The 26,612-nt window shown below is 33.5% G+C and carries 24 protein-coding genes; 1 reads left to right on the top strand and 23 read right to left on the bottom strand.

All coding sequences use genetic code 11. The features are described 5' to 3' along the window. Window positions 1–341 precede the first annotated feature (341 nt). Entirely contained in the window at window positions 342–575 is a 234-nt protein-coding gene (locus EHE19_RS09545) for a DUF3892 domain-containing protein (protein ID WP_137696158.1), read from the top strand. A 988-nt stretch (window positions 576–1,563) separates the two neighbouring features. On the opposite strand, the gene EHE19_RS09535 is transcribed toward EHE19_RS09545, so the two are convergent. The 23 genes from EHE19_RS09535 to EHE19_RS09425 form a co-directional block, all read right to left on the bottom strand. After that, a complete protein-coding gene (locus tag EHE19_RS09535) occupies window positions 1,564–2,055 on the bottom strand; it encodes a NifB/NifX family molybdenum-iron cluster-binding protein (RefSeq protein WP_137696159.1) in 492 nt (163 codons plus the stop codon). A gap of 53 nt (window positions 2,056–2,108) precedes the next feature. Then, a complete protein-coding gene (locus EHE19_RS09530) occupies window positions 2,109–3,092 on the bottom strand; it encodes a PLP-dependent cysteine synthase family protein (protein ID WP_137696160.1) in 984 nt (327 codons plus the stop codon). Between the two features lie 132 nt (window positions 3,093–3,224). Continuing rightward, window positions 3,225–4,523, bottom strand: a complete 1,299-nt coding sequence (locus EHE19_RS09525; protein ID WP_137696161.1) for a nitrogenase component 1 — start codon at window positions 4,521–4,523, stop codon at window positions 3,225–3,227. A 158-nt stretch (window positions 4,524–4,681) separates the two neighbouring features. After that, window positions 4,682–6,139, bottom strand: coding sequence for a nitrogenase component 1 (locus EHE19_RS09520; protein ID WP_137696162.1), 1,458 nt, complete (start codon window positions 6,137–6,139; stop codon window positions 4,682–4,684). A gap of 511 nt (window positions 6,140–6,650) precedes the next feature. After that, entirely contained in the window at window positions 6,651–7,583 is a 933-nt protein-coding gene (cysK, locus tag EHE19_RS09515; protein WP_137696163.1) for a cysteine synthase A, read from the bottom strand. A gap of 28 nt (window positions 7,584–7,611) precedes the next feature. Next, entirely contained in the window at window positions 7,612–8,475 is an 864-nt protein-coding gene (gene nifH, locus EHE19_RS09510) for a nitrogenase iron protein (RefSeq protein ID WP_137696164.1), read from the bottom strand. A 544-nt stretch (window positions 8,476–9,019) separates the two neighbouring features. Next, window positions 9,020–9,976 (bottom strand): ABC transporter permease, encoded by a 957-nt coding sequence (locus EHE19_RS09505; protein ID WP_137696165.1) that lies wholly within the window; start codon window positions 9,974–9,976, stop codon window positions 9,020–9,022. Continuing rightward, window positions 9,973–10,773, bottom strand: coding sequence for an ABC transporter ATP-binding protein (locus tag EHE19_RS09500; RefSeq protein ID WP_137696166.1), 801 nt, complete (start codon window positions 10,771–10,773; stop codon window positions 9,973–9,975). Before EHE19_RS09500 ends, EHE19_RS09505 begins: the two co-directional genes overlap by 4 nt. 28 nt (window positions 10,774–10,801) lie before the next feature. After that, window positions 10,802–11,878 (bottom strand): ABC transporter substrate-binding protein, encoded by a 1,077-nt coding sequence (locus EHE19_RS09495; protein ID WP_137696167.1) that lies wholly within the window; start codon window positions 11,876–11,878, stop codon window positions 10,802–10,804. A gap of 370 nt (window positions 11,879–12,248) precedes the next feature. Next, complete coding sequence (locus EHE19_RS09490) at window positions 12,249–13,826, bottom strand: nitrogenase component 1 (RefSeq protein WP_137696168.1); 1,578 nt, start codon at window positions 13,824–13,826, stop codon at window positions 12,249–12,251. Window positions 13,827–13,831: 5 nt separating this feature from the next. Then, the gene (locus EHE19_RS09485) at window positions 13,832–15,166 is read right to left on the bottom strand and encodes a nitrogenase component 1 (protein WP_137696169.1); all 1,335 of its coding nucleotides are present in this window, start codon (window positions 15,164–15,166) and stop codon (window positions 13,832–13,834) included. A gap of 230 nt (window positions 15,167–15,396) precedes the next feature. Next, window positions 15,397–16,326 (bottom strand): cysteine synthase A, encoded by a 930-nt coding sequence (gene cysK, locus EHE19_RS09480; RefSeq protein ID WP_137696170.1) that lies wholly within the window; start codon window positions 16,324–16,326, stop codon window positions 15,397–15,399. 18 nt (window positions 16,327–16,344) lie between these two features. Beyond that, window positions 16,345–17,220, bottom strand: coding sequence for a nitrogenase iron protein (gene nifH / locus EHE19_RS09475; protein ID WP_137696171.1), 876 nt, complete (start codon window positions 17,218–17,220; stop codon window positions 16,345–16,347). 522 nt (window positions 17,221–17,742) lie between these two features. Next, window positions 17,743–18,105 carry a NifB/NifX family molybdenum-iron cluster-binding protein gene (locus tag EHE19_RS09470; RefSeq protein WP_137696172.1) on the bottom strand — a complete coding sequence of 121 codons (363 nt, stop codon included), beginning with the start codon at window positions 18,103–18,105 and terminating at the stop codon, window positions 17,743–17,745. Window positions 18,106–18,197: 92 nt separating this feature from the next. Beyond that, window positions 18,198–19,079 carry a radical SAM protein gene (locus EHE19_RS09465; RefSeq protein ID WP_137696655.1) on the bottom strand — a complete coding sequence of 294 codons (882 nt, stop codon included), beginning with the start codon at window positions 19,077–19,079 and terminating at the stop codon, window positions 18,198–18,200. Between the two features lie 193 nt (window positions 19,080–19,272). Then, entirely contained in the window at window positions 19,273–19,758 is a 486-nt protein-coding gene (locus EHE19_RS09460) for a GNAT family N-acetyltransferase (protein ID WP_137696173.1), read from the bottom strand. Window positions 19,759–20,340: 582 nt separating this feature from the next. Continuing rightward, window positions 20,341–20,739, bottom strand: a complete 399-nt coding sequence (locus tag EHE19_RS09455; RefSeq protein ID WP_137696174.1) for a pyridoxamine 5'-phosphate oxidase family protein — start codon at window positions 20,737–20,739, stop codon at window positions 20,341–20,343. A 232-nt stretch (window positions 20,740–20,971) separates the two neighbouring features. Further along, window positions 20,972–22,054 carry an ABC transporter substrate-binding protein gene (locus EHE19_RS09450; protein ID WP_137696175.1) on the bottom strand — a complete coding sequence of 361 codons (1,083 nt, stop codon included), beginning with the start codon at window positions 22,052–22,054 and terminating at the stop codon, window positions 20,972–20,974. 94 nt (window positions 22,055–22,148) lie between these two features. After that, complete coding sequence (locus EHE19_RS09445) at window positions 22,149–22,829, bottom strand: ABC transporter ATP-binding protein (RefSeq protein ID WP_137696176.1); 681 nt, start codon at window positions 22,827–22,829, stop codon at window positions 22,149–22,151. Then, window positions 22,826–24,043, bottom strand: coding sequence for an ABC transporter permease (locus EHE19_RS09440; RefSeq protein WP_137696177.1), 1,218 nt, complete (start codon window positions 24,041–24,043; stop codon window positions 22,826–22,828). Before EHE19_RS09440 ends, EHE19_RS09445 begins: the two co-directional genes overlap by 4 nt. Further along, a complete protein-coding gene (locus EHE19_RS09435) occupies window positions 24,015–24,455 on the bottom strand; it encodes a DUF4418 family protein (protein WP_137696178.1) in 441 nt (146 codons plus the stop codon). The genes EHE19_RS09440 and EHE19_RS09435 overlap by 29 nt, the downstream gene beginning before the upstream one ends. Window positions 24,456–24,774: 319 nt before the next feature. Further along, window positions 24,775–25,560, bottom strand: coding sequence for an ABC transporter ATP-binding protein (locus EHE19_RS09430; RefSeq protein WP_137696179.1), 786 nt, complete (start codon window positions 25,558–25,560; stop codon window positions 24,775–24,777). Continuing rightward, window positions 25,554–26,588, bottom strand: a complete 1,035-nt coding sequence (locus tag EHE19_RS09425; RefSeq protein WP_137696180.1) for an ABC transporter permease — start codon at window positions 26,586–26,588, stop codon at window positions 25,554–25,556. Before EHE19_RS09425 ends, EHE19_RS09430 begins: the two co-directional genes overlap by 7 nt. Window positions 26,589–26,612: the final 24 nt, after the last annotated feature.

Below are 26,612 nucleotides of genomic sequence, written 5' to 3'. Positions count from 1 at the left end.
GTTGTTATATGATCTTGAACGAACATACATTATTATGAATAACTTTAAGCATAAGTATCTGATAAAATTTACTGTTTTGAATAAAAAACATTCCTTCGTAAATACTAATAAAAAATAGGAGGCTATAAATTGGACACTGAACAAGGCTGAGGTTCCCATTGAAAAGCTTATTGAGCGAAAGCCTTTAGTTTGATATCAATTAGATAGCAAAAAATGAAACAATGCAAATATAAAAATTTTAAATTCAACTTTCCATTGATAAGTTTAATAACTACGATTTTTAAACTTGGAAAGTGAAAGTTTAATTCATAATTTTATATAGCAGATATAGGAGTGATATTGTGAAAGAATCATCTAAAATTGTAAAAGTCAAAAAAAATAATGAAGGAGATATTACAGACGTAATGCTTCAAAATGGCACTATATATCCTATCAAAGAAGCTATAATGATGGCTAAAGAAAATAAAATAGAAGGCGTTAATGTAGGCAAAGCAAAAAATGGAAGAGAATTTCTCAGAAGTGACCCTAACGGATACGAGAGTGATAACCTAGATAACCTGCCGACTTTTAATTAGACTTACTCAATTTAAACGGTTTCTAAGAAAAAATGGCTAAGTTCTATCATCAATGTTTTATATCTACTTGTGTAGCATTAAGAAAGGTCACATTAATAATGGTGTGACCTTTTTACAAAAATTATTATTTTACAATCTCCTATATCCTTTAAAAGGAAAGTCCGGGTGTACTAATCTCCAAACTTGTGAACATAATTTACATTGGTACCATTGTTCGGGAAAATCAGCATATGGTTTCTGAACTAGTACTTCTACTAATTTTCCGTCATTTATAAGTCTTTCGATATAATTTTGAAATTTCTCAAATTCTGTAACAGAGAAAAATTCATTTATCTCTTCTAAACAAACTATCTTTACTAACCATGAAGCATCCATCTACAAGATATGGGATTAATCCTTAGCAGGTGCTTTGCCATTTGTTGTATAAGGTCAAAATAATTAATAAGCATAGTTATATTTTGCTACATTTGCTAGGCTCAGAATACAAACACCTACAGATAACAATTATAAGCATAACTTTGTTTTACTACATTTGTCAGGCTCAGAATACAAACACCTACAGATAACAATTATAAGCATAACTCTGTTCTACTACATTTGCTAGGCTCAGAATACAAACACCTACAAATAACAATTATAAGCATAACTTTGTTCTACTGCATTTGTCAGGCTCAGAATACAAACACCTACAGATAACAATTATAAGCATAACTCTGTTCTACTACATTTGCTAGGCTCAGAATACAAACACCTACAAATAACAATTATAAGCATAACTCTGTTCTACTACATTTGCTAGGCTCAGAATACAAACACCTACAAATAACAATTATAAGAATAACTTTGTTCTACTGCATTTGTCAGGCTCAGAATACAAACACCTACAGATAACAATTATAAGCATAACTTTGTTCTACCACATTTTTCATTTAAAAATATAAGCTCTAAAAATACAAGCACCAACAAATAACAATAAGAGAGTACTATTCTACCTTTTTCTAAGTGAAATGTGATTATCCACTTTTGTATAATAATCAATAATTTTTGCCAGCAAAAAATCAATTTTATTATCTATCTGAAAAGTAGTTATGGCTTTTCGCGCTAACTGTCTTTCAGCGCTGGGCCCAATTTTCTTGCATAATAAGCATCGGCAATCAGAAATTAGAGAAACTCTTTGCTCTATTTGTTCATCAGAATGACCACCACCACAGCCATTAATGTGTAAGTTACTGCAGCTGCCACTTCCACAATTGGAATTGCTGCCACAAGAATTGTTTTCGCTGAAGACTTCCTTATTACCGCACGAGGAAAGCTTATCATCGCTTACCTGGTCTACAGCTAAGCTAGGAACAATTCGCTCTTCTTTGAAAAAATAACTTCCATCATCATTTACTTCTACAATATAAAATATTAAAGAACTTCTGAAATGAGCATTTACATGAATCCCATCAGTTGAAGCAATTGCAATTTTGTATGACATGTCTCAGCCTCCCTTTCATTGTTATTTAAATCATTTATCATTCAAACCAATTGTTATTCAAACAATCCTGTTGACAAATAACGCAGGCCTGTGTCCGCCAAAACAGCAACAATTCGTTTACCTTTATTTTCAGGTCTTCTTGCTATCTGCGTAGCTGCATAAATAACCGCCCCAGATGAAGTGCCTATTAAAATCCCATCTGACTTAGCAACTGCTCTAGCAGCTTCATAAGCTTGATAAGTTTCCACTTCAAATTTTTCATCATAAATATTTAAGTCCATAGTAGCTGGAATTCGCTCTTTTGGTATGCCCTCAAACGCATGTACACCAGTAATCTCCTCTGGCTCTGGATTTTCTTCACTAGGCAGCGAGTTAGGTCCTGGTTGAATGGCTACTATTTTTAAATCAGGATTCTTTGCTTTAAGATAGGCACCTGCACCAGATACAGTTCCGCCTGTTCCTACTGCTGCAACTAGAATGTCCACCTTACCATTGGTGTCCCGCCAAATTTCAGGTCCTGTTGTAGCCTTATGTGTTTCTGGATTTGCAGGATTTGAAACCTGATTTACAAAAAATATATCTTTTTCTTTTGAAAGAACTTCTTTTTCTAATACCTTAATAGCTGCAACAAAATCTCCTCCTGTTTCTTCAAGTACTTTTGCTACAACAGGTTCTTCAGATAACTTAATTGTCTGACCCCCAAAAGCTTTAATAACCTTAAATCTCTCTATGCTTACATTATCCTGAATATACACTTTAAACTTATAGCCTTTTGCTGCTGCAACAGCCGCTAATCCAATCCCTGTATTACCGCTTGTTGTTTCCACTATAGTATATCCCGGTTTCAATAACCCTTTCCTCTCAGCATCCTCAACCATAGCCAATGCAATTCTGTCTTTTACACTCTGATTAGGATTGAAATATTCCAGTTTTACTATAAGTTCAGCCTCTAATTCATTTTGCTTTTCATAATTAGTTAGTTCAAGTAAAGGTGTATTTCCAATTAAGTCTATGATTGATTTATGTATTCCGATCATACCAGTGACCTCCTGTATTGTTATTAAATTAATAAGTAATCTAGAATGCTTTTCTTTTTTATTAACTCAAACCTCACACATATATTTCTATTGTGCTTTAGAATTTTCAATGGTTTGCTGCCCAATTAAATCTTAATTAAATCTGGTTTTTACAACTGAATATATATCCTCTATAAGCTTCAGTCCTCCATCATAGCCTACATAATAACTATTCATAACTAAACGTTCATTAACTGGCCAAGATACATTTAAATAATGTGCATTTGTTTTAGCTGCTACTTCCTTTTCCCAATACCCCCCTAGAATTAACGGATATCCATGATAATCTGTACTTTCTATTTCTTTATGAATTTTGTAGCCATCTGTAATAAAGCTGATTTCAGCCTTAATGTCATAGTTTAAATCCTTAAAATATTCCTCTATATTTTTTCTGTACTCAAGAGGCGTATCATCTGTAATAAACTGTTTTGCAGGAAATAATCCCAAATCATTTACAAGGAACTTTGTGATGCCAAGAGTATACTGGGCATCAGCAACTATCGAGAATTTTTTCGACATAACTCTAGTCTCAAGAAATAAATCTGCATAACGTTCTATGTAATAGTAGTAATAATCTTCTTTTTCTGCAATTAGAGCTTCAACTTTGTCCTTGTCGACACCTGCAAATTCGCCTACTGTACGAAGAAATTTGCTAGTCTCAAATGCACCTATTGGAAGCGTTGGGTAATGTAAATAGGGTATCCCAAATTTTTCTTCCATTAGCTTTACATTTTCAAGACCTACCCATGTTGATACCAACAAATTAAACTGAGCTTCTGGTATCTTTTTAATATTCTTTATTCCTCTCCTATATCCAAATATAGTATTAGGAATTAGTCCTAAATCCGCTACAAGTTTTTCAAGTTCTCTTAAATTTCCAAGCCAGAATTCATCCTGATAGGGTACATCTGCCCAAATATTAACAAGTCCTTTTGTTTTCTTGTCCGAGGGTTCTAAATACTGTTCAATAATTGCATTAATAACCCATTCATGACCTTTATAGTTGTTACCTCTAAATCCTGCTGTAGATGCAAATATAACAGGTTTCTCAGCATCTTCAAACTCTTGGACTACCTCCTCAACAGTATCACCAACAATTTCAGGTGTACATCCTGTAAGGACAACATATAAATCAGCATCAATAATCTTAAGCGAATTTTCTATAGTTGACCTTAGCTTTGTTTCTCCTCCAAATACAACATCCTTCTCATTTATACTGGTACATGGGAATATGTTTGGCGAAAAGTATCCGCTGCTTCCAGACGAATTTGATAGCTTCTGAGCACATCCCGGGCCAGCATGAAGCACTGGAATTGCTCTTTCAATTGCCTGCACAGTTGACATTGCACTCATAGCACATTTATATCTTTGCTTATCTAAAATCTTTGCCATAATTTAATCTGCCCCCCAATTTACTGTCTATATAATAGTTTCAAAATTATTGCTGCTCTAGCTTCATGTTATCAGGTTAGCACGTTATTACATCCTAATGTCTTTTTATAGTATCTCAGCAGCAATTTTCATAAATCAGCATCTATGAACTCAAGTTACTATACATCTTGAATGAATAAACCTGGATCCTGCTTATACCACCACTTCGTATATGGCAATTTAACTCTCTTGGCTAGATTTTTCTCAAAACTTCTATTTCGAATAGTGTTCAAAACTGAATGTGCAAAATCTAAAGTTCCCCTATAGCCAAATATCATGTATTCATCTGCAACATATACAGCCGGATATCCTTGCTTTATTGCCCAAACTGTGGAGCCTGGATGACGTGACAGATATAAATCAGGCTTATATGTATTTAGAATATTAAGTATTTCAAAGTTTTGCTGATCAGCTACACTTACTTGGAAATTTTGATTATTTTCAAGGAGATATTTCATTGATGGCGGTACTTCTCCATCCTCATATTTTTTATCATAATGCCAAGCTGCTCCCCACACCACTTCAATACCTAATTCATTAAGAACTCGCGATACTTCAAATGTATATCCTGGACCCATTGCAAGCACTGCTTTAAGTCCCTTTAATTCTTTTTTTACTTCTTCAATTTGAGGGATATACTTTTCTCTCTCTGTTTCTATATACTTTTCAACCTCTGCTTCTTTATCAATAACCTTGCCTATGGCTCTTAGCCAAGTCTCAAATCCAGCAATACCAAGAGGATTAATAGTTCTTATATATGGAACTCCATATTTTTCTTCCAAGCCATTTCCTAAATAATTTCCTAATGTTCCGCATATACATACTGTTGCAAGTGCCTCTGATAAATGTGAAAGTTCCTCAACAGTGGCATTAGCATATAAAAAAACAGGTTCAACATCAAAATTCTTAAATATATTTATAATTTCATTTCTTGCGCTCTCAAAGAAATTCTTAAAATTAATAGTTCTTCTCTTCTGCTTTGGCGGCTGTACAATACTAGATAAAACAGCGTGATCTGAAATATCAAACCCCGTTGCCCAAATACGTGACTTAAAGCCTTCACAATGTACAGCTGCAATTGGTACATCTATTTCCTCTTTCAATTCTTCAACTATACTATCAATATCTTCGCCAATAACTCCAGTAGCACATGAACTGCTTACAAATATTGCTTTAGGCTTATATCTCTTATAAGTCTCAAGCACAATATTTTTTAAGGAATCACCAGCTCCGAATATTGTATCTTGCTCGTTCATATCAGTTCCAATATATACGGTATTATTAACAATACCTCTTTTGGCAGCAACCTGCTTTGTAACTGTATAAATCTGCGTTCCAGTTACAGAACAACCTGCAGGCCCATGATGAATAACTGCCACATCACGTATTCCGGCTAACTGAGCAAGTGCGCAACCCGAAAGACATGTGCTGGACTGAGAAAAGCATCTTGCGCAGCCCTTAAGTGTTCCGCAACTGCTTTGAGTAGCTAAATCATTTAAATCACCTATATATCCTGTAATTGAACCAAGTCTTGTTTCTCTGGTTCCTATATCAGAAATGTTTAAATTTATTGACATTTTTAACTATCAATCCTTTCAATGCGCTTTACGCACAATATAATTTATCTATAACAAAAAAGCTTAGATTATCTATTCTTTAATAATCACACCATTTATAAACTTTATATTTCTCACACTAATCATAGCTGGTTAATTTTTGGTATAAAATAAATGGGTTCATCAATGAAATGCATCTGCTATAGTTACATAGACATTTTTTATGGTAAATATTATACATACTTGTAAAACTATAAATAATATTTACCCTTAGAAAAAGTACTATGTTCCATGACTTTTGCGTAACTAGCCAATTAATTCTTCCTAAATAAAAGCCATAGCTTCAATTTTTATTTAAGAAATAGCACTTTTTATTAAATATTACTTTTTATTATTAATACATTTTTAAAATAATACTTCTTTTATTTTCATACTATTTCTATTAAAATAGTATGAATTGTTTTTTTATAAAAGGGAACTTATAGTTTAGCAACTATAAATTCCCTAAAATATACTAGTTTATATTTATTTATTAATCAGTGAAAAGTGGTGTAGACAAATATCTGTCACCAGTATCTGGTAATATTACAACAATGTTTTTACCAGCATTTTCAGGTCTCTTTGCTAAAACTTCTGCTGCATATAAAGCCGCACCCGACGAAATTCCTACAAGAACACCTTCCGCTTTTGCAAACTCTCTTCCTGCAGCGAAAGCATCATCATTTTCTACTGTGATTATTTCGTCATAAATTCCAGTGTTCAAGGTTTCTGGTACAAAACCTGCACCAATACCTTGTATTTTATGAGCCCCAGCCACACCCTTTGATAATACAGGAGAAGCTGCTGGTTCTACGGCTACTACTTTGATATTCTTATTTTGTGACTTTAGAAATTCACCTGCACCTGTGATTGTTCCTCCTGTTCCAACACCTGAAACAAAAATATCTATATTTCCATCAGTATCTGCCCAAATTTCCGGTCCTGTTGTTTTACGATGAATCTCTGGATTTGAAGGATTTACAAATTGTCCTGGAATAAATGCATTTGGTGTTTCCTTCGCTAACTCTTCAGCCTTAGCAATTGCACCTTTCATGCCCTTTGTACCTTCTGTTAATACTAATTCTGCGCCATATGCTTTGAGCAGATTTCTTCTCTCTACACTCATTGTCTCAGGCATTGTTAATATAATTCTATACCCCTTTGCTGCTGCTATTGCTGCAAGACCTATACCAGTATTTCCACTAGTTGGCTCAATAATAACAGAACCTTCCTTTAATGTACCTTTAGCTTCTGCGTCTTCAATCATAGCAAGAGCTATTCTATCCTTTACACTTCCAGCAGGATTAAAATACTCTAGCTTAGCAATTAACTTTGCATTGATATTCCTGCGCTTTGCATACTTCTTAACTTCAAGTAATGGTGTTCCCCCAATTAGTTCTGATACACTTTCATAAATTTTTGCCATAGTACAACACTCCTTTTATATAATTATTTTAAATACGATAATCATCAGCTAAATCCATAAGTCCATACTCTACTAAAATTTCTTCTAACCTTTCCTGTGTCATTGGGCTTGGAATAGTAAAATATGTATTATCTTCAATAGCTCTTGCAAGATTTCTATATTCTTCAGCTTGCGCTGCGTCTGCCTTGTATTCAATAACAGTTTTCCTTCTTATTTCAGCTCTCTGAACAATATTGTCTCTAGGTACAAAATAAATTAGCTGTGTCCCTAATTCTTTTGAAAAGGCACGAAGTAAATCAATTTCCCGATCTACATTACGACTGTTACAGATGATTCCGCCTAAACGAACGCCACCTTTTTTTGCATATTTTTGAATACCCTTTGCAATATTGTTAGCCGCATATAATGCCATCATCTCTCCGCTTGCAACTATGTATATCTCCTTTGCTTTGCCTTCTCTAATTGGCATTGCAAAACCACCACAAACTACATCACCAAGTACATCATAAAATACATAATCCAAATCATCAGTATAAGCACCCAAACGCTCTAATAATCCGATTGAAGTTATAATTCCTCTTCCAGCACAACCAACACCAGGCTCAGGACCACCAGACTCTACACATCTAGTGCCTCCAAATCCTGTTTTGAGAATGGATTTAAGTTCAATTTCTTCTCCTTCTTCTCGTATTGTATCAAGAACAGTTCTCTGAGCCAAGCCACCCAATAATAACCTGGTAGAATCTGCTTTTGGATCACAACCTACAACCATAACCTTTTTACCTAGTTCTGTAAGTCCTGCTGTCAAATTTTGAGTTGTGGTGGACTTTCCAATTCCACCTTTTCCGTATATAGCAACCTGTCTAAGCTTACCCACTATTCTATCCTCCATAATTATTATTTTTATTATCTATATTCTTATTTTTCATAGTTACTAAATAGGAATACTATGATTTAAATTATATATCCAAATTTACCATTTGTCAACTACCAAACGGAATTTTTAGATAACTTTTCCATTATTTTATTTTTAGTTTATATAACTGAATGCAGAAGACGTTATAATTAACAATATTTAGCCGTTGCAAATTCAGCAAATACTTGCGAAAAGCCCATTTTATAAGCTTGCACTGAAGTACAATTATGGCTTGAGTTTTTTCAGTAATGTTCACAAATAATTAAGAACAACGAGTAAGTTAACTCGTTGTTCTAATTTATTTTTAACTGAGTTGGCAGATAAATTATTATATATGGCTTATTGATACACGAGTCCCACTAAGCAGTGCCGTAATTTATCCTTGATTTTTATAGGTACACGAGTCCTAGTAAACAGTGCAGTAATTTATCCTTAGCTTATTTGTTACGCGAGTACAACTTAGATAAATGGGCTACTGGTTAAAGATATTTGTTTTAATTTGATGGTAAAGAATAGCTAATTATACCGTTTTCCATTTAACAACCCTTTTCTCAACAACCGAAATCAGTGTATTTAAAATAGTTATTATAATTCCTATAAAAATAATTCCTGCTACTACCCTTGTATAATCTGCATAATCAGAGTACTTTTTGATAAAAAAGCCCAAGCCCGACCTAGCTCCAATCATTTCCGCCATTACCAATACCATAAACGTAGTTGATAGTTGAACTCTCAAACCTCCAACAATTGCTGGTACAGAATATGGAAGAACAACTTTTAACAACATTGTATAGGTACTTACACCCATAACTTTTGCAGAATCGATAATTCTCCTGTCCATTGATCCAACTCTTATAATCATATTCATAAAAGTGGGCCAAAATAATCCAAATGCAATGACTGCTATAGATGCACTTTTAAAAGTGGGCAGCAATGCTATTAAGTAAGGAGTATAAATCATAGGCGGTATTGGACTAAATACTTTTGCAACTGGATATAAATCATTTCTTAATCTTTCGTTCCATCCAACAAAAAGTCCTAATACATTCCCAAGCACCAAAGCAATGGTGAATCCCACAACTAACAAAAATAATGAACTGAATAAGCCTGAAAACATAAGCTTATATTCTATAATAAATACATTAAATACATTTTCAGGTGAAGGAAACAGTACCTTGGGTACCAAATCAAAAATTCTAGTTGATAACTCCCAAATAATAAGTAGTATGAAAATAGCATATGTAATGTCTTTAACATGTTTCTTTTCATTAAAGCGTGTCAATTGGTATACATAAAATAACCATACAGCTGTTATTACAATAATAAACATTAATGGGCTATCAGTTTCTCTTCTTCCATCTATAAAAAGAAGCAAAATCAATATGGAAAAGAGAAGCGTAACTATTGAGAATACGGGGGCTAGTAGGTTTATTTTTTTTCCTTCATTTATTTCAATTGCTTCATTTACTTGGCTCATAATACAACCTCCTCTCCTCCAATTCTTTCTCCAACCTCATAATAAAATAGTTCCATCAACTTCATATGTATTTCAGAGTATTGTTTAGATCTTGTAATTTCTTCTCTGGTTAAACCCTGTTTAAAAGAAACTTTAATTTCCTCTTTTATCCTCTTTGGCTCCATGAAAATAATTCGATCAGCCAAAATAATAGCTTCATCAATATCATGGGTAACAAAAACAACTGCTTTCCTATTCGCATTGTTTTTACATAAATCAATCGTTAAGTTCTGTAGAGCAATACGATTCTTTGGATCAATGGCGCCAAAAGGCTCATCCAATAACAATATTTCTGTATCCATTGCTAAGGTCCGCGCTATAGCAACACGCTGCTGCATTCCTCCTGACAATTGATAAGGATACTTGTCAACATAATCACCCAATCCAACCTTCTTAAGAAATTCAATGGCACGTTCTTCAATCAATGACTTTTCTTTGAATAAATTAGCTTGCTTTATTCCAAAAGAAATATTTTTTTTAGCACTTAGCCATGGAAACAAAGAGTAATGTTGAAATACCATTCCTCTATTAGTTCCTGTTCCCACAACCTGCTTTCCATCAATTAATACTTCACCCTTTGTAGGAAAACTCAAGCCTGCCAGCAAAGATATCAACGTACTTTTTCCACAGCCAGATGAGCCGATAATACAGACAAACTCTCCCTCTTCAATTTTTAAATTTACATTATCTAAAGCTAAGAATGATTTATCCGAATCCTTATATTCCAGCGAAACATTTTTTATTTCAACCTTACTCAATATGCTTCCTCCTTCCTGAGAATATCAATTAATCATTTTCATCTGAGAATGCCTTCAAAGCCAAATAATCTTTATCATCAGGATATCTATCCAAAATATCCTCTAAGGCTTCCTTGAATATGCTAACGTTAATATTATCTTCAATTTTAAAACTTTCGTTTCTAATAACACCCTCTTGTTTCAAAAATCCGTAGAACTCAGCCACTTTTTTTGTAGCAGGTGAGGGATTATATCTTGAAGCATATTTACCATAAAGGCCTGATTCAACATACTCACGGCTTTGACCTGTTAATTCCTCCATTACTTCAATAGCCTTTTCATGGTCACTTTGAATAACTTTATAAGCACGGATTAATGCTCTTTGATAAGCAACAAAAGCCTCTTTCTTATTTTTAATAGCTTCACCGTTAGCAGTTTGTCGGCAACATGGATAATAAGGTGATAAGTCTCCAACTCGAATTCCTACTGTTAATCCCATGGATTTAGCAATTGAAACACCATCTGACGTAATATACCCTACATCAGCAGTTCCTTTTGCAACCGCTTGAATAATGGGAGTATTATCGGCAAGATCACTCATTATAATATCTTCTCCAGGAATAATACCATATTTACGGAGTTGGTTTCTAATTACAAAATCACCTGTAAATGATCTTCCTGTAGCCCAATTAGCATCCTTCCAATTTTTTAAATCAGAGAATCTTTCAGCATTTTCTGGCTTTGTAACAACAGCACCACCCTCTTGTGCTGAACCTCCAAAAATAACCAAATCAGAACCTTCTGATATAAACTGCAGCTGTTGTGTAATTCCGACCGGCGAAATATCAACTTTTCCAAGTTTCACAGCAGTAATTGCATCAGCTGCATTTTGTAAGGTCTCACACTCAACGGTTACACCTTCTTCGTCAAAATAGCCAAGGCTATATGCAGTACTGGTCAGTGCAGCTTTAATAGTTGCAGGAAACCATGCTACCTTTAGAGTTCCTACATTTTTTTGCGAGGAACTGCTGACTTTTCTTTCATTCTCACCTCCACAAGCAGATATGCTTAAAACAAATACCAGCAATAATATAATAGAAATTAGTCTTTTAGTATGTATTTTCATATGAACTCACATTCCTTCCGCTTCACCAAATAAAAACATAATGAAACACACTGAGAATTTTATTGATAATATAACAGAAATATATTGGGATAAACTAAATAGTACGAAGGAGGAATTATAACTGTTTCCTCCATTCGTAAGAATCAAATCAGAAAATCATAAGAATCAAATCTGAAATTAAAAGATACGATAAAAGCATTCTTTTTCCAGGTAAAAAACCTGGAAATAATGGGCCTAAAGTGACATATATTAATTAACATACTCGCATCATCTAAATTATTGGGTAAATTTGGGTAAACCAAAATTGACATATATTAATTAACATACTTTAAAAACATTCCATGCAAAATATGTACTGCCCATTCCTTTATTATTCATTTAAATTACTATCAACAATATAGTGATATGGATCCTTTTCATACCATTCTTTCTTAAATGGCAGTTCAACATTTCTGCCTAGATTTTTTGAATAATTAGGGTTAGAAACAGTTCGTGCAATTCTTCTAGATAAATCATAAGCCCCTCTGTATCCAAAGAAAGCAAATCTTTGTGCAAATAATGTAATGGAAGGTATTCCTGACTTAGTAACCCACACGCCAACACCTGGATGTGAAATGGCTATATCGGGTTTTAATTTTCTAAGAACATTAACCAATTCAGATGGCTGATTTGAAATACTATTAGAAACATCCCCAATTTTTTCCTCTATTTCACTAAACAGTTCATTTCCGAAGGAATCATAGTTAAAGTTTCTAAAACCAACCACTTCCATGCCCAATTCCTTTGCCAATAAGCCAGTGGCACCAATCCTTAAATAACCTCCGCTTATAAGAACTCTTTTACCTCTTACTTTTTCTTTTATTGGCTCTAAAGCAGCAAGTACTTTAGCTTCTTCCTTTTCGATAATTTTCTTTGCTTGTTCTTCTAAACCAAAGAATTCTGCTATTTCTAATATAAATTTAGCAGTTGGGCCAAGCCCTACTGGGATAGTTGGTAAAATATACGGCATATTAAACTTTTGCTTTAAGAATTCAAGGAAATATACATCATGTACATGACAGAAGCTTACGTTTAATGCTGCCTCTGTAATATGCCTCCATTCATCCGGTTCCTTAAATTCCACAAAAATCTGAACATTTAGTCCAATGGCTTCTAATAGTCGCTTAATTTCTGCTTCATCAGCAGGCCCAATTGACCATGCATTATATAGATTTACTGTACGGCTCTTTTTGTAATTATATTGCTGTACCTTCAGTTCATAATCCTTATCATTTTTATCAAAAGGATAGTAATCTACATATGGAATTGGCTCAAATTTAAATTTCTGTAAAATACCATGGTAAACAACATCATAAGCAGAAGAGAAAACCTTTGCTTTAAAGCCGGGACAGTGTAATGGCACCAATGTTGCAGCCACATCACTTTGCAGCTGATTTACCACTTCATCAATATCATCACCTATGATTGATGGTGTACATGATGTCAGAATAAAAATTGCCGTTGGTCTGAATCGTTTGTCTGCATCTAAAATAGTTGCTTTTAGTTTTTCTTCCCCACCTGAAATTACGTCTGCCTCTGTAAGATTCGTGCTGAACCATCTTGCTCCTTCCATTTTTACACCGCGTGCTGCGCCGTAGGCCCTTATACTAAAATCTATAATATGACTTTGTGAACCGCATCCAACAGGTCCATGCAAGATAACTACTGAGTCTTTTACAGAAAAAGATATTAATGTGGATACCGTCATTTGACAAATAGAGGCTTGTGAAAATTCTCTATCGCAGTTTTGTAAGCACCCCTTTTGGGCACAATTTGTTAAACTACTGGTGCAACCACCATAGGCAAAGCCAGTACGACGGCTAATTTCTCTACTTTCGGGGAATTTTGAATCAAAGTTCACATCAAAAACAACTGAAGTTTGTTTTTCAACCTTATTTGTATTAGTCAAATTTATCACCTTCCTGAAATTTGTGCAGTAATTAAATCTTCTATGAGATTTAATCCGCCATAAAATCCTGCATACCCTTTTGTTATAACTATTCTGTTTATTATAGGAAAACTTATAGACAATAAATTTCCATTGAGTACTGTTGATAATTTTCTATCTATGGTACTTCCCAAGACAAATGCTGGAGAAAAGGTTTCGTAATATTTGTCTGACTTGAACTGAGGATTGTTTTGTTCTATATACTGCTGAATTCGATATGTATCTGTTTCAAAAACAAGTTCTGGTCTTTCTGCAAATTCTATTTTTTCAAATGCCTCTACAATTGTAGCTTTTTGGTCCTCTGTCAATTCATCTGTTATAAAAACATAACCTGGAATCCAACCAATTTCATTGTCTAAGAATTTTGCATACGGCAGAGCCTCAGTTCCATTAGCAATTACAACCGCATAATTTTGAAAATCAGTATCGGCAATTACATCTGTCGCCCTATCAACGTATTTATAATAGCTGCTTGATTCTTTCTCTAGTACAGCTTTAACTTTATCCTTGTCTAGCTGTAACTTTTCAGCAACTTGATTAATAAAATCAACAGTTGCCAGATTTCCTATTGGCAAGTCTGTAATTAAATAATCAATATCATGGGATTCTTTTATTGCTTTAGCAGCATCTACTCCGTATAACCTAGAAAGTACAATATTCAAAGAGGCTTCTCCTGCACTAAGGATATTTTCTTGAGTTTGGTCATGTGTGAAAAAAGTATTGGCCTCTACACCCACAAGTGCAAGTATTCTTTGAATTTCCTCTAAGTCTCCCCTAAAGAATGGGTCGTAGCCTGGAACTAAGCCTAAAATATTTACTAAATTCTTTTTCTTTGTTTCTTTTTTGGGTATGTATTGTTCAAAAAGCACTTCTATGAGTTTAGAATACCCATAATATGAATTGCCTTGGAACCCTCCTGTATCAATGAACAAAATTGGCTTTTCTTTTTCACCTATTTCGTTTAACACACTCTTGACATCATCACCGATAATATCAGTCATACAAGTGGTTGTTAACACATATAATTCCCCATCCATTACTTCAAATGTATTTTTGATTTCTGTAGTCAACCTGTCTACGCCACCAAAAATTATGTCTGACTCTCCTATATTAGAACTAGGTGCTCCAGATCCTCCACAATATCCTACTCCCAAGTAGCCCCCTAGCGAATATGCATTTGCCAAACTACCTCCGCAACCTTGCGCTCCATGTATTATGGGAACAGTTTTAGGTAAAGCACTGAGGGTTGCTAAAACACCACCTAGCATACATGAAAATCTTGGCCTTTCTATATGTGACATGCAATTACTCCTTTCCAAATATCAATTATTTTAATAGTATTTCCAAAGTATCAATTATTGCTTAAAGCCATTTAACATAGAATTTCAAGGCAATGCGCTTTTTATTTAGGCAAATAGTGCTTTAAAGCTGGCTTTAATCAATTGGTTTATATTATGCTTTCTCTAAAATATAGCTTTAGCTACATACCAAAAAATATATTTTAGACCGTTTCTAGCCCGTTAATAATTGACTATGAAAACAATTTAGTTGATAAATACCTTTCTCCTGTATCTGGTAATAAAACAACAACGTTTTTCCCAGCATTTTCTTTTCTTTTAGCAATCTGAGTAGCAGCAAATAATGCAGCACCTGAAGAAATTCCAACCAAAAGGCCCTCTTTTCTAGCGACCTCTCTAGAAGCTTCAATTGCTTCCTTATTTTTTACTCTAAATATTTCATCAATTACATTCCTATTTAAAATATTTGGAACAAAACCTGCACCAATTCCCTGAATAGGATGAGGTCCGGGAGCCTCACCAGACAGGACAGAGGAATCATATGGCTCAACAGCAACAATTTTTATATCTGGGTTATATTTTTTGAGTTCCTCACCCACTCCAGTTACTGTTCCTCCTGTTCCAACTCCTGCAACAAATATATCAACCTTTCCATCAGTATCTTCAATTATCTCTCGAGCAGTTGTCTCCCTATGAATCTGTGGATTTACCGGATTATCAAATTGCTGAGGAATAAATGAATTTTCAATTTGTGCATTTAATTCTTCTGCTTTTCTGATAGCAGCTTTCATACCCTGTTCACCTGGAGTTAATACTAATTCAGCTCCTAATGCACTAAGTAGCCTTCTTCTTTCAGCACTCATTGTGTCTGGCATTACAAGAATAATTCTGTAACCTTTAGCTGCCGCAACAAATGCAAGACCAATTCCTGTGTTTCCACTTGTAGGTTCAATAATTGTGGACTCCTCATTAATAATTCCTCTTTTCTCTGCATCTGTAATCATTGCAAATGCTATTCTGTCCTTTACACTTCCAAGCGGATTGAAATATTCCAGTTTACCAATTAAATTACCTGATAAGTCTTTGTCCTTTGAATATTTGTTTAATTTCAAAAGTGGTGTTTTTCCTATTAAATCAACAAGACTTTCTGCTATTTTACACATATTCTTACACTCCTTTAATTATATTGATGCCCCAATAGATGTAATATTTCCCTGTTCAACACTTAAGAGATAATCACCCCATTTTGCAGCCCATTTTCTCAATTCTACTGTATCAAGAGGAGCAGGCGTTTTTGACTCTTCATGGCCTGCGATTTTTCTTGCTAGTGACCGATAGACATCTGCCTGTTTAGAAGTTGGCGCTGCCTCAATAGTTGTCTTTCCTTGCAACTCACTTTGAGTTACTGTGACAGATCGAGGAACATATTCAATAATCTGAGTTTGTGTTTTATTTACAAAATCATCAATTATTTCTTTTGAGAATGGACTTCCCATAGAATTTGCTATTACACCGCCCAATAACGCTCCGCCAGAACTGGAATATTTACTGATTCCTTTAAACAGATTATTTGAAGCATAAACAGACATAAAGTCTGATGAGGATACAGTAAATACATGTTCAGCTATTCCCTCACGAATAGGCACTGCAAATCCACCACACACAACATCACCTAACACATCATAAATAACTATATCTAAGTCTAATTCTTCAAAAACCTTTTGCTGCTTAAATAATTCAACTGCAGTTATGATTCCTCTTCCTGCACATCCTACACCTGGAGCTGGCCCCCCTGCTTCAACGCAGTAAATGCCATTAAAGCCTTCAAATATAACATCATGTGCTTTAACAATTTTTTTCTCTCTTAATGTGTCTAATACAGTTGGAATATATTTACCATCTCTTAATGTATTTGTAGAATCACTTTTTGGGTCACACCCAAATTGCATTACTTTTAGTCCCATTTCAGACAAAGCTGCGCTTAAATTTGATGTAGTAGTTGATTTTCCAATTCCTCCTTTTCCATAAATTGCAATTTGCTTTATTTTCTTCTTCACAAAAATTCTCCTTTCTTTATTTAGCGGTTATCTTCTTATATGACACTATTAACCACTAATGTATTTGAAAATTGTTAAAGCTGCATCAACAGTAATTGCTGTGAATTTGCTAAGATTAATAATTTTAAGTTTTTGATTTGAATGCATATCATCTCAATTGACTTTTATCTTTATGGATACTAAATTGACAACAAGTCATCTAATGTTTCTTTATAAAAAAAGAGGTTTCAGAAAATATAATCCTTTTCCAAAACCTCTAGTTTTCTAGTCAGTTTCATAATATAAATTTAATTTATTACTGCGTTATAGAAATAATACTATTCTTTTCATAGTTTGTCAATATGATTTGTATGAATTTAGTTAAAAAAATATAACCTTTATAGTGGCATATTCACTTTTTTATTCATTGACTTTCTTACTTAGAACTAATCCCAATAAGCTATATAAAGTGTTTTAACTTTCCTCAAGCTAAATTGAAATAAAATAGTATTACTATAACTTGAAAATAAAACTTGATTTCATTTATCTTGCAATATCATTAATCATTTTATTTATTTTCACATATGAAATTAATTTTGTAACAGCATTTTCTATAATGTCAGGTATAATATATACGCTTATTCCTTGCTGGTTTAAGGCATTTTCAGCAATTTTACCAATTCTGCTTACCAGAACAAATTCACAATCAGATAATAAATTTACATTTCTCTGCATTGCATCCTCATCATGATCTCCACCTTGACATATTGGAAGCAATTTTCGAAGTTCAATGGCTTCAAACTTATCCTCATCATTAACCTCAATAATATAAAACTTATCTGCTCTTCCAAAATGCTGATTTACTACTTTACCATCAGTGGATGCTACTGCTATCTTATATGACATGTTTCCTCCATTCAGACCAAAACGTCTATTCTTTCAATTTTCCATTTTAAAAAACTCTTCTCATAAATTCTTTTTTCAAAAATATTTTTCATTTATCCATGAGAAAAAGTTTCTTTAAGAGAGATTCTTCTTTGATATATCTGATCTCCAAAATCACTTTCTCCAGGGACGCCTATTGCATCAGCTCGACATCTTTGGCAATGTCTGAACACATCTATGTACTCACCTGCTTTGGTTCTTGCAGCATCAATTTGTGCACAGGTCGGAGCAGGAATATCAGCTAATTCAAACTGTGGAATGAGTGGAATAATATTATAGATAGAAGCACCGGCTTTACTTACTATCTTTGCAATTTCTTCAATGTGATTATCATTTATTCCTGGAACCAATACACTGTTTACTTTAACAGTAATTCCAGCTTTAGCTACTTTTTCAATACCCTTTATCTGATTTTCAATAAGAATTTTAGCTGCCTCTACTCCCTCATACTTTTTGCTATGATATACAATTGCTGAGTTAAGCTTAGCCTCTATCTCTGGGTCAACTGCATTAACTGTTACAGTAAGAGAATCAATTCCAACTTCAATAATCTCGTCTGCTCTCTCATATAACAGAAGGCCATTTGTACTCATACATTTAAGCAAATTAGGATAGTGTTCTTTTACCAGCCTGAAGGTTTCTATTGCATTATCAGTGGCAAGAGTATCACCTGGACCTGCTATTCCTACAACTGTAATCTCAGGACATAGTTCTAATGCTCTTTTAATAACACCAAGCGCTTCCTCCGGAGTAATTACCTTTGAAGTAACCCCTGGTCGCTGCTCATCATCATTAATCTTTCTGTCGCAGAACTTACATTGTATATTACATCCTGGACTAACTGGAAGATGAATTCTGCCTTTATTATTTTTGTGTCCACCAAAGCACGGATGGGAAAGCTTTAAATTTTCATAATTATTTGTTTTTGTCACCATAAATATACCCATGCCCAACATTTCGCACAAGAACATCAAGGAAATATGCATTTCCTTCACAAAAAATGGCATGTGCTCGGCAATTCCTTTTCTATTTTTTTAATTTTATTCGTACTACTCTTTTTTATTCGCAGTACTCATTACATTTCAAACTGTAATAACCATTCTTTTCTGTAATACCAAATTCCTTATACTAAAAAATCAACTCCATGTCATACCAAACTGCTCCCCCATGAACTGATTTTGAGGCTCCTCTATTTATAAAGCCCATACCTTCATAATAGGATATCAGTTCATTTTTGCAAGTAAGAATTACGCCTGCTCTTCCTTCATCTTTTGCAGCTTCTATCATTGTCTGTACAAGCTTATGGCCTATTCCTTTTCTTCTATGCTCTTTCAAAACATCTAATCCAAAAATCATTTGATACTTTCCGCTTTCGTTATGTAATGAAGCATCTTCAAACATTTCATCCCTGATTGTTCTTTCATCGCTAACAAAACCATTAACAAAGCCAACTATTTCTCCATCAATTTCTGCTACATAAAAATGGTTTATAAAGATATTCATTCTACTCTCGAAAGTACTTTTTGATGCTGCCTCTGCTGCTGGAAAACATCTCTTTTCGATGTCCGCAATAGCATCAATATCATTTATATTTGCTTTTCTAATCTTTAGCATTTGAATCTATTTCGCTCCTTATAAATTACTGTTGTTATAGAATTTAGGAATAGGGATTAATGAAAACAAGAAATAATTTAATCAATATTAAACCCTTAAATAGTACTATTAATAAGTACTATCGCGCAGTATAATCTACGGCTTTTACCGGTAAATACTGAAATAATTTTGGTTAAGAACAAGCACTGCAGCCGACCGCATAGCCAAGACATTCTGTATAATTGGTAGCTGCCTTTTGGTAAAAATGTATCTGGTGTTGTGACTGTATCAAAGAATGAAGATTCATTTGCTAAATCCTTACCTAGATCCACATTGATTGCTTGGCACCTTTGCCAGTAGCAGTGAATGTATGAGTTGTTGAAGAGTTAATACTCACAGCTACTTATATAGGCAGTGTCGGTTTAAATACTTGTTCTTACCTAACTATTTCTAGCATCAATTTCTAACTTAATTTAGAATCGCTTCAGCATTAAAATGTATTGCACTCAATTACTATTTCTTATTAATTCATTAGTATACAGAACATTATTTCTAATTTTAATTCTTTCTAATTTCATTCTTCCTATAAGAGGTCTGAAATATTTAGAAATTAATAACTTTATGTTCACCTAAAAAATTCAAAAATTCTGCTTTTGCGTTTTCAATATAAAATAATTCTAGTCTAGGTCCATTTTCCTTTGAATAAAGGGCCTTCAAATTAGGATTTCTCTCAAAAGCTTTCTCTAATAATTCCTCACTGGTTTCAAATACTGCATTTCCACTTAATCTCAGCCATGTATTATCCTTTGAAGTTGTTGAGATCTCAAATTTCGGATTCTTTTGCAATTGCTTAAATGTTTCTTTTTGATTTCCTACTCCAAAATAAAGTTTTTGCTGATGCTTCAAAAAAAAGCCAAAAGGTCTTACTTTTGGAGTATCTCCATCTACTGTAGCAATATAAAACACTGGATTTTCTTCTAAAAACTTAACTACCTCGTCCATAGCTCTTCTCCTTTGCATTTAAAATATTATTAATTATATTAGTTAGATTATATTAAATTTATAATCAATTATTCAAGTTTCCTACACCACCAATACCAAACTAGAAAGCTTACAATAAAGCTTACAATAAAGCTTACAATGTAAGAATCAATTATACTTTCGAGTTATTTTGTCAACAAACCATTATTAGGTTTGAACGCCGATATATTTTGGTGTAGGAAAGCTGAGTTAATTATTTTGAAACAAATTTTTTCGCTGCTGTATCATAAGTTATACTGTCTGGAACTCCCTCTAATTTTGTAAAATGAACTGACGAAAAGGCTTCTACATCAGTATCTTGCTTTAAATCCCCAATTGTTTTTAACTCCAATGCTGCTGCCTTAAAGGTTTCCAGTCCACCGCTAACTGATGGTGAATAGTTATATGAGTCTAGTAATTGAGCATTTGTCTCCAAATCTCCAGAGCAATACCCACTATCAATTTGAATTTTTGCTGCTTCCTTTGGACTGGCCTGTATAAATGCAGCTGCCTTCTGCATTGCTCTAGTATACGCTGCTGCCGCCTTTGGATTTTTAGTTGCTAAATCTATTGTTACATATGATTCACAGCAATACTCTCCTAAGAATTTTTCATCTATCGCAGTATCCAGAATCTTTTTAAAGCCGTATTCTTCTTCTGCTTTATATGCAACAGGATCATGAAGTGCAACCGCATCTACTGCCCCATTTGCCAAGGCTAATGGTAAATCGGTTAAAGCATATGGTACTAAAGTCACTTCCATGTTATCAGTTGTAACTCCAATTCCTACATCATTAAGCTTTCTTTTAATATTCATTGTTGAAGAATCAGAAAGCCCTGGAACACCAATTTTTTTACCTTTCAAATCAGCAACCGAGTTAATTCCTGAATCAGCTGCTACATAATATTTGGTACATCCTGTATGTAACCCAGTAGTAAATGTAATATCTAATCCATTATCAATTGGCTGAATTAAGCTTGCTGTCAAACCAACAGCAGCATTAATTTTACCTGCAGCTAATAATTCAGCTGCTTGGGATAAATCCACCTCTTCCATTTTCCATGAAACACCTGCTGCTTTAAATTCCTCTTCAAAATACCCGTTTAAATAAGCAAGATGAATTGGTGCTAAGCATAAAGAACCCTTTGCAAATCCTATCTTCACTTCTGCATTACTATCAGCTTCTTTACTGGCGGTTTCTGCGGTGCTTTTTCCACAACCTATTACTGTACTAACAACTAACACCACCATTAATAGCAATAAACTGCTTTTCTTAATTAAAATTTTAAGTTTCATAAATTACATCCATGCCCTATATTTTTTATTGAACTCTATTAAAATATGAACATGGACTCACCCCTCCTTTTTATATTATTTTGTATTCTATCCATTATCCATAGCAAACCTTTTGCGCATAGTACAATTTTCCATTTCTTATGTTATGAATAATGTGATGTGATTCAATAAATTTCATATCATGCGTTGCTACTACAATGCCTTTTCCCTCTAAATATAAATCTTCAAAAATATTTCTGATAATATTTGCATTTTTTTCATCTAGGTTACTTGTAGGTTCATCAGCAAGTATTATCTGCGGGTTACTAACAATTGTTCTAGCAATAGTGACTCTTTTATATTCACCTCCCGAAAGTTCTTTAGGATACGCATCAACTAGATGGCTTAATTCCAATTTGTTTATAATATCTTCAACTTGCCTGTAATTAACTTGTTTTTTTGCTATTTCTAAAGGAAATATAATGTTATCATATACAGAAATATTGCTTAGAAGACTTGCGCTTTGCATTATATATCCAATAGAATTTATTCTCATACTTGTTCTCATAAATTTTTTATTAGAATAAATGTCCATATTATCTAAATAAACACTTCCGCTAGATGGGGCTAGCATACCTGCCAAAATATTAAGTATAGTACTTTTTCCACTTCCAGAGGTTCCAAAAATGCAATGATATTCCGCAGGTCTTATGGTAATACTCACATCGATTATCCCACAAGTATTGTTATCAGCCCTATCAAATGTCTTTCTAATATTTACAGCTCTAAGTATCATCCGTTTTCCTCCTTTATGAGTTCTTGCGCTTCCATCTTACTGAATTTCCAAAATAATTGAAATGATGCAGCCACGCATACCAATACATTGATAGTAAACATTTTAAAACTCATAGAAACAATAATTCCTGCACTTGGTAACAAATAAGGAATAGTAAACAGACTTTTTATTTGCATATGAAAGGGAAAAATAACTCCGCAAACAATTAAAATCCCAACTATGCTTGCAATAACTACAACATAAAACATTTCCCATACAAGTATATTAATAATTTTTCTTCTGGAGACACCTACTGATAGCATACTGCCAAATTCATGCCTTCTTAAATATATTGTTATAGAGAATATTGCATATAATGATACAGTGGCTAACAGTATAAACAGTACCTTTATCAAAGTTCCATATATATTAATATTTGTAAGACTATCTGAAAATTTTGTTAACAATTGATTTGTTGAATAAACAGCAATTTCTTTATCTCCATATTTTTTTTCAATATTTTCTTTAACCTTATGCAGTCCATATCCTTCAGCAATATTCAGTAAAACCATGGAAATTACATTGCTATCACTTCTAAAAGGTAATAGCCTTTGATAAACAGGATCCTTTGCTATTTCAAAAGCAGCCTCATAGCTGATAAACGCACTGTTGTCATATCCCATTCCCGTTTCTTCTAATACATTAACAACTGTAAATTCTCTTCCAAAATACTTAATTTTATCTCCGATCTCTTTAGTTATATTAGTTCCCAATATAATTTCATCATCTTTTAGTGAAGTAATGCCATCTCTTTCCAGCCAAGGTACTACAGTAAAATCTGCATTAATATCAAATGCAATTAGCTGCATTGGACTGTCACAGCAATCAGAACTTAAAGATGCCAAATAAAGTTGTGAACTAACCTTATCAACACCTTCAACTGCACCAATTTTGTCTAACCAATTTCTATCAAAATTTACAGTACAGGGTCTGCCTAAAAACAAGGCATTTTCAATGCTTGAAACAAAAGTATCTGGTACGACAATAATATCCGCGCCTATTCTTTCGCCAGTTTCTTCGATTCCCTCTCTCATGCTTAAAGTTAAAAACTCACTAAGAAATAATGCAATAGTAGTAACCACCAATAATACGAATATAATCATTGTGCGAAAGCGCTGATATAGCAAATTACTTAATGCAATACTCCTAATAGTAATTTTTCTGTTCTGCCTCATTTAACTTCACCAAATTTCTTTTATGACTTTTTATTAAATAGAAAATGTTAAATACTGAAATAATTATTAGTAATACTGAAATCACATATATAGCCGGAAAGCTTACAGCTTGGCATGCCATTGTTTTCATAGAGCATCCGCCAATCAAAATGCTTGGTATTAATAGAGTTATAATACCAATTGGTATTACAGCAATAGTAAGTAATAAGCTTTCTCTGATGGTTCTTGTAAAAAAATACAAAATGGCTATAGCTATTAAAATAATTGCGATACCAACCACAGCTTTTGTACTATAGTAGCATTTCATTGGCTTTTCCATAACCTCACATACCTTGAAAATTGTATTTGGGCCAACTATCAATAATAAAGCAGTTATTAAATAAATAAGCGAAGTAATTAATCTGTTCTTCATATATATACCAATAAACCTTTCTTGATTATTATTTAAATTAATGATTTTCTTATCCTCTTTGAACTGGATAAAAATAAATAATTCTCATGTTGCTCATAATTTGCATTTTAATTTCGAACAATCATATATCTGTAACAGTTAAAATTTAGATATGTAATGCATTTTTAATGCTAACTAAAATCAAAGGCTTTGAGTCCAAGGTATTTATAACTCTGAGCTTTTTTCGAGTTTAGTAAAATTTTTACAACTCTAAACTTTTTCGAGTTTAACAAAATATTTTAGATTTGAACCATAAAAAGTTAGACTAACAGAAACTCTCTTATAAGAAGTAATCAGGAGCCTTAATCTCTCCTCCAAAATGTAGTATTTCAAGTATTTCTGTTCTATATTTTAGGAACGCATCTTGATTTCTGGCTCTTGGTCTTGACAAATCAATATCAATTATTTTTTCTATTTTTGCCGGTCTAGGTGACATTACAACAACTTGATCCGACAAGTAAATTGCTTCATCAACATCATGTGTAACCATAATCATTGTCATTTTGTGTTCTTCCCAAATCCTTAGCAGTTCATCCTGCATATTCATTCTTGTAAATGCATCTAATGCTCCTAGAGGCTCATCTAATAATAATACTTTTGGATGCCCTACTAATGCTCTTGCCAACGATGCTCTTTGACACATTCCACCTGATACTTGATGGGGATAGGCTTTTTCAAATCCTTTTAATCCTACTAAATTAATATATTCATCTACATCATCTTTCTTTTTCTTGTATTCATGTCTTGCACGTAATCCAAATGCTATGTTTTCTCTAATAGTCAGCCAGGGAAATAAATTAGCCGCCTGAAATGCAAACCCTCTTTCATAGCTGGGTTTAACTATTTTATTCCCATCTAGAAATATTTCTCCTTCATTTGGAATATCCAACCCTGCAATTAGTCTGAGAAGTGTAGATTTGCCACAGCCAGAGGGGCCAATTAGCGATACAAACTTTCCTGGCTGTACTATTAAACTCAGTTTATTTAATGCTACAATATCTTCTCCTTTTGAATCAGGATTTTCAAATATACGAACCACATCTTTAATGTCAATTTCTCCTACCATTTGATAACTCCCTTCTGCCATACCAAAATCCTATCCCTAACCTTAAACAATAAAGTTAATATTGTTGTACATATCACAGCTATAATTATCAAACCTGCATAAACTCCAGGATATACCATCATTTGCTTCTGCCAGTTTATATACCATCCAATTCCGCAAGAACTTCCCACCATTTCTGCCGTCATAAGTGTAATAAATGATGAACATGTTCCATAAAAAATACCGAGAAATATATTTGGCATAGCATTTGGAATTCCCACTTTAAATACCTGATATAAAGTGCTAGCTCCCAGTGTTCTAGATACTTCAAAATAAGCATTGCTAGTATTGTGAATACCACTGCTGGTCATTAGTGCTGTTGGAAACCATACTGCAAATGCAATTAGAAATACACTTGCTGAATATGAAGTAGGAAAAGTTGATAATGCAAGGGGTACCCATGCAGTTGTTGGTATTGGACCAAGTATTCTTGTAACAGGGTTTAGCCAATAGCCAGCAGTCTTACTAAATCCTAATAGTATGCCTGTTATAAATCCAACAATTCCTCCGCAAACAAATCCCTTAAATAATAATTTTAGTGAATACACAATACATTCAAGTAAAAATATCCTATCTTCAACCAAGGTACCAAGTACCCTATCTAACGAAGGGAAAAACAATTTTGGAAGAAATGCATATTTGAGAGTGATTATATTTAATATATTTAGAAAGAATATTACTCCTGCGTAAAAGCCACCCTTATATATAATTTTTTTATCTATTTTCTTATTGAAAAAAGAAATTATGTAAAGTACAGCATATATAACTAGGACTGTAATCAAAAAGTATGTAAAATAAGGTTGTGAAGTTTTCTTTTGCTGTCCGGAATCTTCAATGAATAAATGACATATTAAAGTTATTGCTACTGCTAATATTGGGAGAATTTTTTTAATTTGATTGATCATATTCTTACTGAGTTTCCAACTTTTAATGTTTATTTGATATCTCTTATTCTCCAAAGTCTTGCTTTCACTTACGCCTATCACCATTATTTACCCCTTCCAATTATTAGT

Origin of the sequence: Ruminiclostridium herbifermentans, from assembly GCF_005473905.2 — a bacterium.
GTDB lineage: Bacteria > Bacillota > Clostridia > Acetivibrionales > DSM-1351 > Ruminiclostridium > Ruminiclostridium herbifermentans.
Note: the sequence above shows the minus strand (reverse complement) of the source record. Positions and strands in the feature narration are given on the sequence as shown.

Excerpts from the sequence above, each read along its gene's own strand:
- EHE19_RS09535 (WP_137696159.1), bottom strand. The coding sequence starts at position 2,055 with ATGTCATACAAAATTGCAATTGCTTCAACTGATGGGATTCATGTAAAT.
- EHE19_RS09530 (WP_137696160.1), bottom strand. The coding sequence starts at position 3,092 with ATGATCGGAATACATAAATCAATCATAGACTTAATTGGAAATACACCT.
- EHE19_RS09525 (WP_137696161.1), bottom strand. The coding sequence starts at position 4,523 with ATGGCAAAGATTTTAGATAAGCAAAGATATAAATGTGCTATGAGTGCA.
- EHE19_RS09520 (WP_137696162.1), bottom strand. The coding sequence starts at position 6,139 with ATGTCAATAAATTTAAACATTTCTGATATAGGAACCAGAGAAACAAGA.
- cysK (WP_137696163.1), bottom strand. The coding sequence starts at position 7,583 with ATGGCAAAAATTTATGAAAGTGTATCAGAACTAATTGGGGGAACACCA.
- nifH (WP_137696164.1), bottom strand. The coding sequence starts at position 8,475 with ATGGAGGATAGAATAGTGGGTAAGCTTAGACAGGTTGCTATATACGGA.
- EHE19_RS09505 (WP_137696165.1), bottom strand. The coding sequence starts at position 9,976 with ATGAGCCAAGTAAATGAAGCAATTGAAATAAATGAAGGAAAAAAAATA.
- EHE19_RS09495 (WP_137696167.1), bottom strand. The coding sequence starts at position 11,878 with ATGAAAATACATACTAAAAGACTAATTTCTATTATATTATTGCTGGTA.
- EHE19_RS09485 (WP_137696169.1), bottom strand. The coding sequence starts at position 15,166 with ATGTCACATATAGAAAGGCCAAGATTTTCATGTATGCTAGGTGGTGTT.
- cysK (WP_137696170.1), bottom strand. The coding sequence starts at position 16,326 with ATGTGTAAAATAGCAGAAAGTCTTGTTGATTTAATAGGAAAAACACCA.
- EHE19_RS09470 (WP_137696172.1), bottom strand. The coding sequence starts at position 18,105 with ATGTCATATAAGATAGCAGTAGCATCCACTGATGGTAAAGTAGTAAAT.
- EHE19_RS09465 (WP_137696655.1), bottom strand. The coding sequence starts at position 19,079 with ATGGTGACAAAAACAAATAATTATGAAAATTTAAAGCTTTCCCATCCG.
- EHE19_RS09460 (WP_137696173.1), bottom strand. The coding sequence starts at position 19,758 with ATGCTAAAGATTAGAAAAGCAAATATAAATGATATTGATGCTATTGCG.
- EHE19_RS09455 (WP_137696174.1), bottom strand. The coding sequence starts at position 20,739 with ATGGACGAGGTAGTTAAGTTTTTAGAAGAAAATCCAGTGTTTTATATT.
- EHE19_RS09450 (WP_137696175.1), bottom strand. The coding sequence starts at position 22,054 with ATGAAACTTAAAATTTTAATTAAGAAAAGCAGTTTATTGCTATTAATG.
- EHE19_RS09445 (WP_137696176.1), bottom strand. The coding sequence starts at position 22,829 with ATGATACTTAGAGCTGTAAATATTAGAAAGACATTTGATAGGGCTGAT.
- EHE19_RS09440 (WP_137696177.1), bottom strand. The coding sequence starts at position 24,043 with ATGAGGCAGAACAGAAAAATTACTATTAGGAGTATTGCATTAAGTAAT.
- EHE19_RS09435 (WP_137696178.1), bottom strand. The coding sequence starts at position 24,455 with ATGAAGAACAGATTAATTACTTCGCTTATTTATTTAATAACTGCTTTA.
- EHE19_RS09430 (WP_137696179.1), bottom strand. The coding sequence starts at position 25,560 with ATGGTAGGAGAAATTGACATTAAAGATGTGGTTCGTATATTTGAAAAT.
- EHE19_RS09425 (WP_137696180.1), bottom strand. The coding sequence starts at position 26,588 with ATGGTGATAGGCGTAAGTGAAAGCAAGACTTTGGAGAATAAGAGATAT.